The sequence below is a fragment of the Okeania sp. genome (genome assembly GCF_983059655.1).
Genome location: NZ_CEZPJD010000370.1, coordinates 1 through 7664, shown reverse-complemented (window position 1 = coordinate 7664; position 7664 = coordinate 1). Strand labels below are relative to the sequence as shown.

5 protein-coding genes are annotated in these 7664 nt (G+C 33.3%); 3 read left to right on the top strand and 2 right to left on the bottom strand.

Translation table 11 applies throughout. The annotated features are described in order from the left end of the window. The first annotated feature begins 417 nt into the window (after positions 1–417). The 3 genes from AC3DU7_RS19495 to AC3DU7_RS19485 all read left to right on the top strand — a co-directional run bounded on the left by AC3DU7_RS19495 (position 418) and on the right by AC3DU7_RS19485 (position 3171). Complete coding sequence (locus AC3DU7_RS19495) at positions 418–954, top strand: hypothetical protein (protein ID WP_488040971.1); 537 nt, start codon at positions 418–420, stop codon at positions 952–954. 195 nt (positions 955–1149) lie between these two features. Then, entirely contained in the window at positions 1150–1572 is a 423-nt protein-coding gene (locus tag AC3DU7_RS19490; protein WP_488040970.1) for a hypothetical protein, read from the top strand. Between the two features lie 6 nt (positions 1573–1578). After that, entirely contained in the window at positions 1579–3171 is a 1593-nt protein-coding gene (locus tag AC3DU7_RS19485; protein WP_488040969.1) for a caspase family protein, read from the top strand. Between the two features lie 147 nt (positions 3172–3318). Here the strand turns inward: AC3DU7_RS19485 and AC3DU7_RS19480 are convergent, their stop codons facing one another. Both AC3DU7_RS19480 and AC3DU7_RS19475 read right to left on the bottom strand, forming a co-directional pair. Beyond that, positions 3319–5175, bottom strand: a complete 1857-nt coding sequence (locus AC3DU7_RS19480) for a tetratricopeptide repeat protein (protein ID WP_488040968.1) — start codon at positions 5173–5175, stop codon at positions 3319–3321. A 300-nt stretch (positions 5176–5475) separates the two neighbouring features. Beyond that, entirely contained in the window at positions 5476–6507 is a 1032-nt protein-coding gene (locus tag AC3DU7_RS19475; protein WP_488040967.1) for a hypothetical protein, read from the bottom strand. Positions 6508–7664 lie beyond the last annotated feature (1157 nt).

Below are 7664 nucleotides of genomic sequence, written 5' to 3'. Positions count from 1 at the left end.
AAAGGGTTGCTCGTCTATACGCATGACTTTTTATTCAACTAAAATTCCTTGCTCAGAAGCGATAGAACATCCGTTCCGCTACGCGATCGAGTATTTAGGAATTTTCCCCAGGAGCAATAACAGAAATATCTTCATCTTGTGAAGCTCCAATAAACATATGCTGATTTTTCCCATCATCGAATCTTTCCATCTATCCCTCCTAGCGTAAAAAACCACAAACATTTTCATTCTTTGAAGCTCCTAAAAAATCAGCGCGCCAAAGGATTTTCAGTTCCACCCTCGCAATTTTTGTGATATTATAAAAACTATAAAGGGTTGCTCGTCTATACGCATGACTTTTTATTCAACTAAAATTCCTTGCTCAGAAGCGATAGAACATCCGTTCCGCTACGCGATCGCGAATGCTGTAGAAGAGTTATGAATTTAATTATTAAAGATGCTAAAGATATTGATTTATTGAAAAATATTCAGGCGGAAGTTGTAGCTAATTATTTAGAAAAACGAGGTTGGCAGCAGCTAAGAGAGATTGAAAATGAGGCAATTATTTGGAGCAATAAATTGTCTAATTTAACTCTGGTTTTACCCTTGAACCGAGAAGTAGTTGATTTTCCTGTAACTATAAATTTATTAGTGGAAAATTTAGCTAAGTTTGAGGATAAAACTGAGTCGGAAATTCTGCAAAACTTAATTAGTAATTTGACTAATGTGGAGATACAAGGATTAGTTGTGGGGATGAGGTCTCAGGAAGGAGATAAATTGAGTGGAGAAGTTGATTTAATGGGAGTAGTTATGAATAAGTTGGAGCGGATAAAATTGGAATTATTTGACCAGGATTATGTGACAGCTATTAGGGCATATCAAGAACGTTTTCCTGTGTTATGTAGGGGTGATTTGGTGAAGGAAAATCATGGTTTTGTGTTGAAAAAAATTTGTAGTTTTAGTGTGGATGAGTAGAGGGAAAAAAGTCAGAAGTTAAAAAGGTTAGCGTTAAAAATTATCTTTAATTGTGGAGTAGCGATCGCTCTAGTGTTGTATAACTATATTTGATAATATGTCGATAGCATTCGCAAATATTGACAGTATTCTTATTACGGTTCTATAATACAATTATTTATCTAAAATAAGCTTATTTTACTAAATAATATTGCTATGAAAGCTTACATTAAACTAGAGGGAGATGTTACAGGAGAGGATTCTTTTTATATTAAAGAACTTGCTAATCTCATAGAAAAAGAATGTGACTTATCTGTAGAAATTGAAAAAACAGAGCCTCAAGCTGGGGTGAAAGGTAGTTTAGCAATAGTCTTAAACATTGCTTCATTAACTCTAACTACTATTCAAACCTTGTTCACTACTTTACAATATTGGGAATCAAGACAACAGAATGAGGAATTAGAACTGAAGTATTCTGTATTTGTTGTTGTCTATACTCGGAATTGTAAGGAAAAGCATTTACTCAAAAATTTGTCAGCACAAAAGGTTATAGAACTGCAAGAAATAATACGTCAGCATCAACTCCAACCTTCTGTTGAAGATGAATATATTGAAGTTCAAATACTGAAGCAGAGGTAAAGGTTAATGTCAGAAGTTTTTCCAAAAAGAATTGCTTTAGTTTTGAATACGTTAACTAATGGAGAGCTAAAGGGAGGAAAGCGAGATGTTTCAAGAGTTTACTCTATTCTGACTAACCCAGAGCAAGGGATGTGTCTTCCCAATAAATCTACACCAATACATGATTGTGAAAATAGAGACGGCTTTGAAAAAATTTTGAAGTCTACTCTAGAAAATTGGGATATCAAAACTCAGTTAGTATTCTACTTTTCAGGACATGGAGATATCCAGGGAAATAATCAATATTGTCTAAAAATGGGGTTGGGTAATTCAGAATGGTATCCGTTCAATAATTTAATGAATGAGTTAGGTAGGGTAGGAGTTCAACGTGCCATTATTATTCTTGATGCTTGCCATAGTGGAGCTGCTTTTGAAGGGAATAAAAATAATAATATTTTTAACTCTATAAAACAGGATGATATTCCTCAAGGAATTGCTATTATCGCTTCGTCTCGAAAGACTCAAACAAGTCAAGAATTACCGGATGGTTCATCTGGAGTATTCACTGATATTTTTTGCATGGGTATTGAAACGAGTCTTGATGAAAAAGGAACATATGATGGAAAAATTTATGTTGACGATATTGTTGATTATATTAATCATAAATTAGAAACAGAAGAAAAATACTCAAAGTTTCCGCAACGTTCAGTTTTTCATCTGGATAGAGCTGAGAAAAAAATTTGGATTGCTCAAGGGAAAAAGAGGGAATATTCTACTCCGGACAATGTTAAATCAAGTCATTCTATAAGAACACCTGAAGAGCTGAAAATTCTCTACGAACAAACTCACCCTAATAGACATCCTTGCCCAGAAGCTACTATTGAAGATATAGATTTAGAGGTTTTAGAGAAATATGCCAATAAGGTCGAGCCAGAACTTTACAAGACAGCTAATTTAGGGGAAGTCCTATCAAAGCTCAAGCTTTATTCCCACATTCAAGATGGAGCTAGAAATGTACTTCATAAATCTGCTGTCCTCTGCTTTCACAAAAGACCTGAAATGATATACCCCCAAGCTAGGTCTGTTTTTGTTTTCGGGAGACCTAGAGAATCGAATTTTATTAGACAAGATATATATGGTCCTTTAAGTTTTCAAGTTGAAGCTCTCGTGGAAAAAGTCAAAAAATATTCAGAAACTATATCATACATAGCAGGAGATGGACTTAGACGTGAAGTAGAAGAAATCGATCTTCGAGTGGCACGGGAACTAATTTCTAATGCTATTGCCCATAGGGATTACCAATTAACAGGAACAGTAAAAGTTACCATAACGCCAGAAGCACTTGAAGTTTATAGTCCGGGTAAATTCTCACCAGGGTTATCTTGGGAACAGCTAATTGATGACATAGCACCTGTATCAAATCCAGTTGATGAAGCTATTTCGTTGTATCTTTTAAACTTATTGGTATTTGAAGGGATGGGTCGCGGTTTTGATATATTTCAGGAATACATAAAAGAGAACGGCTCTGATAGTATTCTTTGTAAAGAATTGCCAGGACCTACCATATATATCCGTGTTTTACGTCGTGCCAACAGAGCAACCATACAATGGCCATTATAAAAAGTTGGAAAAAACCAGAATAAGTTTTGCTTGCTCTTGACCAAAACTGACACAGCTAAAGTGGAACTTGAGAAAAACAGCTTAATTCTTGCTAAATTGGAATTAAAAACATACTCCACTCCTTTAGCTGTATTCCTCCCGAAAAAACTAAAGTGACTGTTGATATTTCACCAAAAGTTCAGGGATATAATCATAACCATCCACTCCAATAACAGGCAAAATTTCTGACCGTTTCCGATTTAAAATCTCATTAAACTCTTCTCCCAACTGACCTTTCAATACAACCATCAACCCAGCAGTTTGCCGCCATTCATTAGCACCAATTTGCTCTAACAAATACATACCCAAACAACCAGCAAAAATAGCTTGCTCTAAATTTTGTAAACTATAGTAAGCCTGAGCAAGATAAGCCAAATTCAAACCTTGCAAATATAAATCTCCAGAATATTGAGCAGCTTGCCAACCACCCACCAAATATAACAAAGCCTCTTCAGGTTTTTCTAACACCATAAATGCAATTCCTAAACTACTAAAACAAAGAGACTTACTCTGACCATCTCCCAAAGTTTCTGATAACTTTAAACCCTGTTGTAGATAATTAATCGCATTTTCATAAATCTCAGTCTCCATCATTTCTTGTTGTCTAGCTTGGAAAACTTCACTAAAACCTAAATTAGCTAAAGCATTAGCTTCCCCTTTTTTATCCCCTATTTGTCGAGAAAACATCAACGCCCTTTGACTATAATTAATCGCCTCACTATAATCCTGCATCGCCACACAAGTCCGACTCAAATGATTAAGATTAGCAATTTCACAGAATTTATCCTCCGTCTCTTGGGCAATTTCTAAAGCTTGTTTATGAAATTCCATTGCCCTTAATTTTTCCCCCAGAGTTTGCTGAGAATAACCCAATAAAGTTAAAATTCTTGCCTTTGCTTGAGTACCCTTAACTATTTGCAAAGGAGCATCTAAATAACTCAAAGCATTCTGTAAATATTCTCCAGAAAAAGAAGCAAAAATCCCACCATAGAGCGGAAAATATTCCTGTTGAGAAAAGGCACGAAAAATTTGCAATGCTACCTGAAAACAAGAATTAGTTAAACGAGGTCTAGCTTGAAAACCATTAGCTAATTGACACCAAATAGTAGCAAAAGTTAAAAAAGTAGAAATAGATAATTTTGCCCCTACTTTAGCATCATAAATTAACTTATCAAACCATTCTACTAATCCCCTTTGTAAACATTGTAAAATTAATGCCAATTCAACTAAATTACTAGCTTCAATACTCGCCTTACTCGCAAATTCTACAATCGACTTTTCCAAAGCAATAGTATTAAATAAACCCTCTGGAAAAGAGCTATTTACCTGTTTTGCCCATAATACCCATGGCCCTCGTTGTTCGGGAGTACCACCAAATCCTAATTGACCTCTACTTTGGTCATAAATCCAACTTACCAAATAAGGTTGCAGTCGTTGCCAAGCTTCTAGACCTTTAGTAATACCAGTCGCAAACTGTTGCAAATCTTTTTCTAATTCAGGGTCAGCAGTTTGGAGTTTTTGTTGGTCTAGATTTTGTGCCAGTTTTTGTAGTTGATTGAGAGTCAGGGGTTGTTTTTGGTTAGGATCGATAGCATTGAATAAAGTAGTCAGGCGATCGCTAGACTCAGCATTAATAATTTCTTGTATGGAAGCAGCGATCGCTTCTTGAGTCTGATTTAGTTTTTCCCACCGCTCCCATTCTCCCTGAATAGTTTTCAGTGCCCGCAAACGACGATTAGCTTTTGCTTGTTTTAACTCATCAGTTTCTGTATCTACTTGGTTTTGGAAAGTTTGCAGACGTTCATCAAAACAACGTTCAAAAATTTCGCCCGTACCACTGCTAACTTCTTTTACCAGCATTTGATATACTTGCTCTTTAGAACGAATTTGACCTTTGAGAGTAATTTCCACTATATAGTCAATTAAATTGAGATAGCGTTCCTGCCAAGAAATAAATTCTGTCATTTCAGTTATCAGTTATCAGTTATCAGTTATCACTACCTCTGCAATAAGGAGGTTTGACATCTCAGTTGTCAGTTATCATTACCTCTGCAATAAGGAGGTTTGACATTAAGAATATTCTCTTTTTTCCTAATATAGAATCCAGTTATACAGTGTATGTTTATAACTCTATAATTACTTCAATCTATCCATCTCTCCCAACTTTATAATAATTATTCAACCAGATTTAATATGAGTTGGTATACTCTTAGAAAAATTTCCACAGCCTAAATTATTACTTTTGACTTTTAACTTTTGACTTCGTCAAAGATTTATCATTACAAACATTTTTTCAAACATTTCATGAACCATATCTTCCATATTTACATAATTAGGGCCTCTAACAAACTCTTGTACTGTAATTTTTCGATCTTTAAAATCTTTAACAAAACTATGCAATTTTTGCAAAGAATGTAGATCTACTTCTGCTTCTGCAACCAACATTTCCATCAAATTTTCCCCTTGTCGCTTTGCTTTGCGATACTGTTTTACCATATTTCCTTGAGGAGTTTTTTTCACCTCTCGTAATTCTGATTTAACTTGTTCATATTGTTGAGATAATAGTTCAATTTCTTTCTCTAATTGTTCGCATTCTTTTTCACTATCATTTTGGGAAAACTTAACTTTTTCTTGATTTTTATCTCTTTCAATCTCTAGTAACCGAGCTAGATCGCCACTTTTATAAGCAATATTAATTTCTTTCATTATTTCAGTATAGAAACCACGAGTTTCATTATCGCTAGCTTTATCTGGGTGAAATTTATCGGCTAATTTTAAGAATATTTTTCTCAGGTCTCTACTAGGACGTGGTTGAGAAATATCTTCATTTTCATAGTAATGATTATTTTCTCCGAAAAAATCTTTTTCTTTTGTATTTTCATAATCATCTCTATCTTCATCTTGAAAATTTGCCGATGATGACTGTTTAAAATATTCTGGCCGAGGAGAAATTTTACCTGTTAATTGTAAGACTTGATAAATTTCTATAACTTCTTGTTTTTGACGTTTTCCTAAACGTTTATTACTTAAAATTTTTTCAAATAGCCTATGAATTTTTTGATCTAGACTATTAATTTTTTCATAAAATGGTCTACTTTTTTGAACCATTTCTTGAGTAAGTGTTTGCATTTGCTGAGTCAGGTTAGATAACTCAGTTTTTTTACGTTTGATTTTGGTCAGAAGTTTTTTATGCTTTTCGTTGAGAAAATCAATCCTAGCATGAATAGAAGAGAATGATAGGGCGTTTTCTTGAGGTAGAGAATTAGAAGTTGCTGTTTTTTTAGTTTTTCTTGGCATAGATAGTTAAGTTAGTTAAGTATAATAATAAAAGTTTTGGCAATTTAATTTTTTATAGTTTATCGTAATTTACTAAATGTGTCATCTGAGTCAGAATATAAAGTCAAAAGTCAAAAATCAAAAGTTAAAAGTAATATAGCGTTTCTCAAGTTACTGAGGTACAGTGATTTTTTTATTTTCTATTCCCTACTCCCTACTCCCTAAAACAAACGAATTTTGTATCTCATTAGGATATAAATTGCTATATCTGACTGAGTTTGAGCATTTATAAATTTCCTAACCTATTTGCGTAGTGCTATAGTATCTCTAATTGATTCAAAAAGCTAAGATGCAAATTGTTTCTTACCAAATTATTCAAAATCATTAGACATCTGCAGAAAAGAGGGAATAGGGAATAGGGGGGAAATAAGGGGGAAATAATTGATTTGATTTTTTATTGTTAAAGATATCAAAGATATCTATGAACAAAAAAAACAGGGGATGTTATCCCCTGTTGCCAACAGAATTTACCAACAATATGCTTTTTATTACTTACTTTCTAGTCTTTAACATACACTTTTACTGAATAAATTAATCTGTTTAACTTTTTTCAGTAGACTTGATATAATTGATTTCCTGTTTTTAACTTAAGGTTATGAGTATTTCAAGTTTTTATGGGTAGAGCTTTGCTATTTATTTATTGTGGAGTTTTTGTTGTAGAGTTAGAGTTAACTTGTATTTACTAAGCCTGTTTACCAGATTATCTATGGCTTTCATTAATTATATTGAACTGTAGGCAAGTATCATAAGTCATTCTCTTAACTTTTTTTGATTTGGAACAGCTTATATATTGGTAATCCCTGATTTCAAACGAGATTTATTGTTTCATTAATTTATAGATTAATACTATTCTCGAAAAAAAGCAACCCTTGTTATGGTTATTTATAACTTTGTTTTATTAGAAAAATTTAATGTTAACCTGGAAAAGCTTAATTTTAAAGACTTTGAAAGGAGTAAGAGAGTAATTTTAAACTTAAAAGACAATGCTCTACTCAGGTAATTGAATAGGTATTTATTCTCAAATAATTAAAGTTATATTATTTGGATTAATCGCATTTTATCAGTGGAATAGATTCATGAAGGTCTGGGACGTACAGTCGGATGTCGAAAATTTTGCT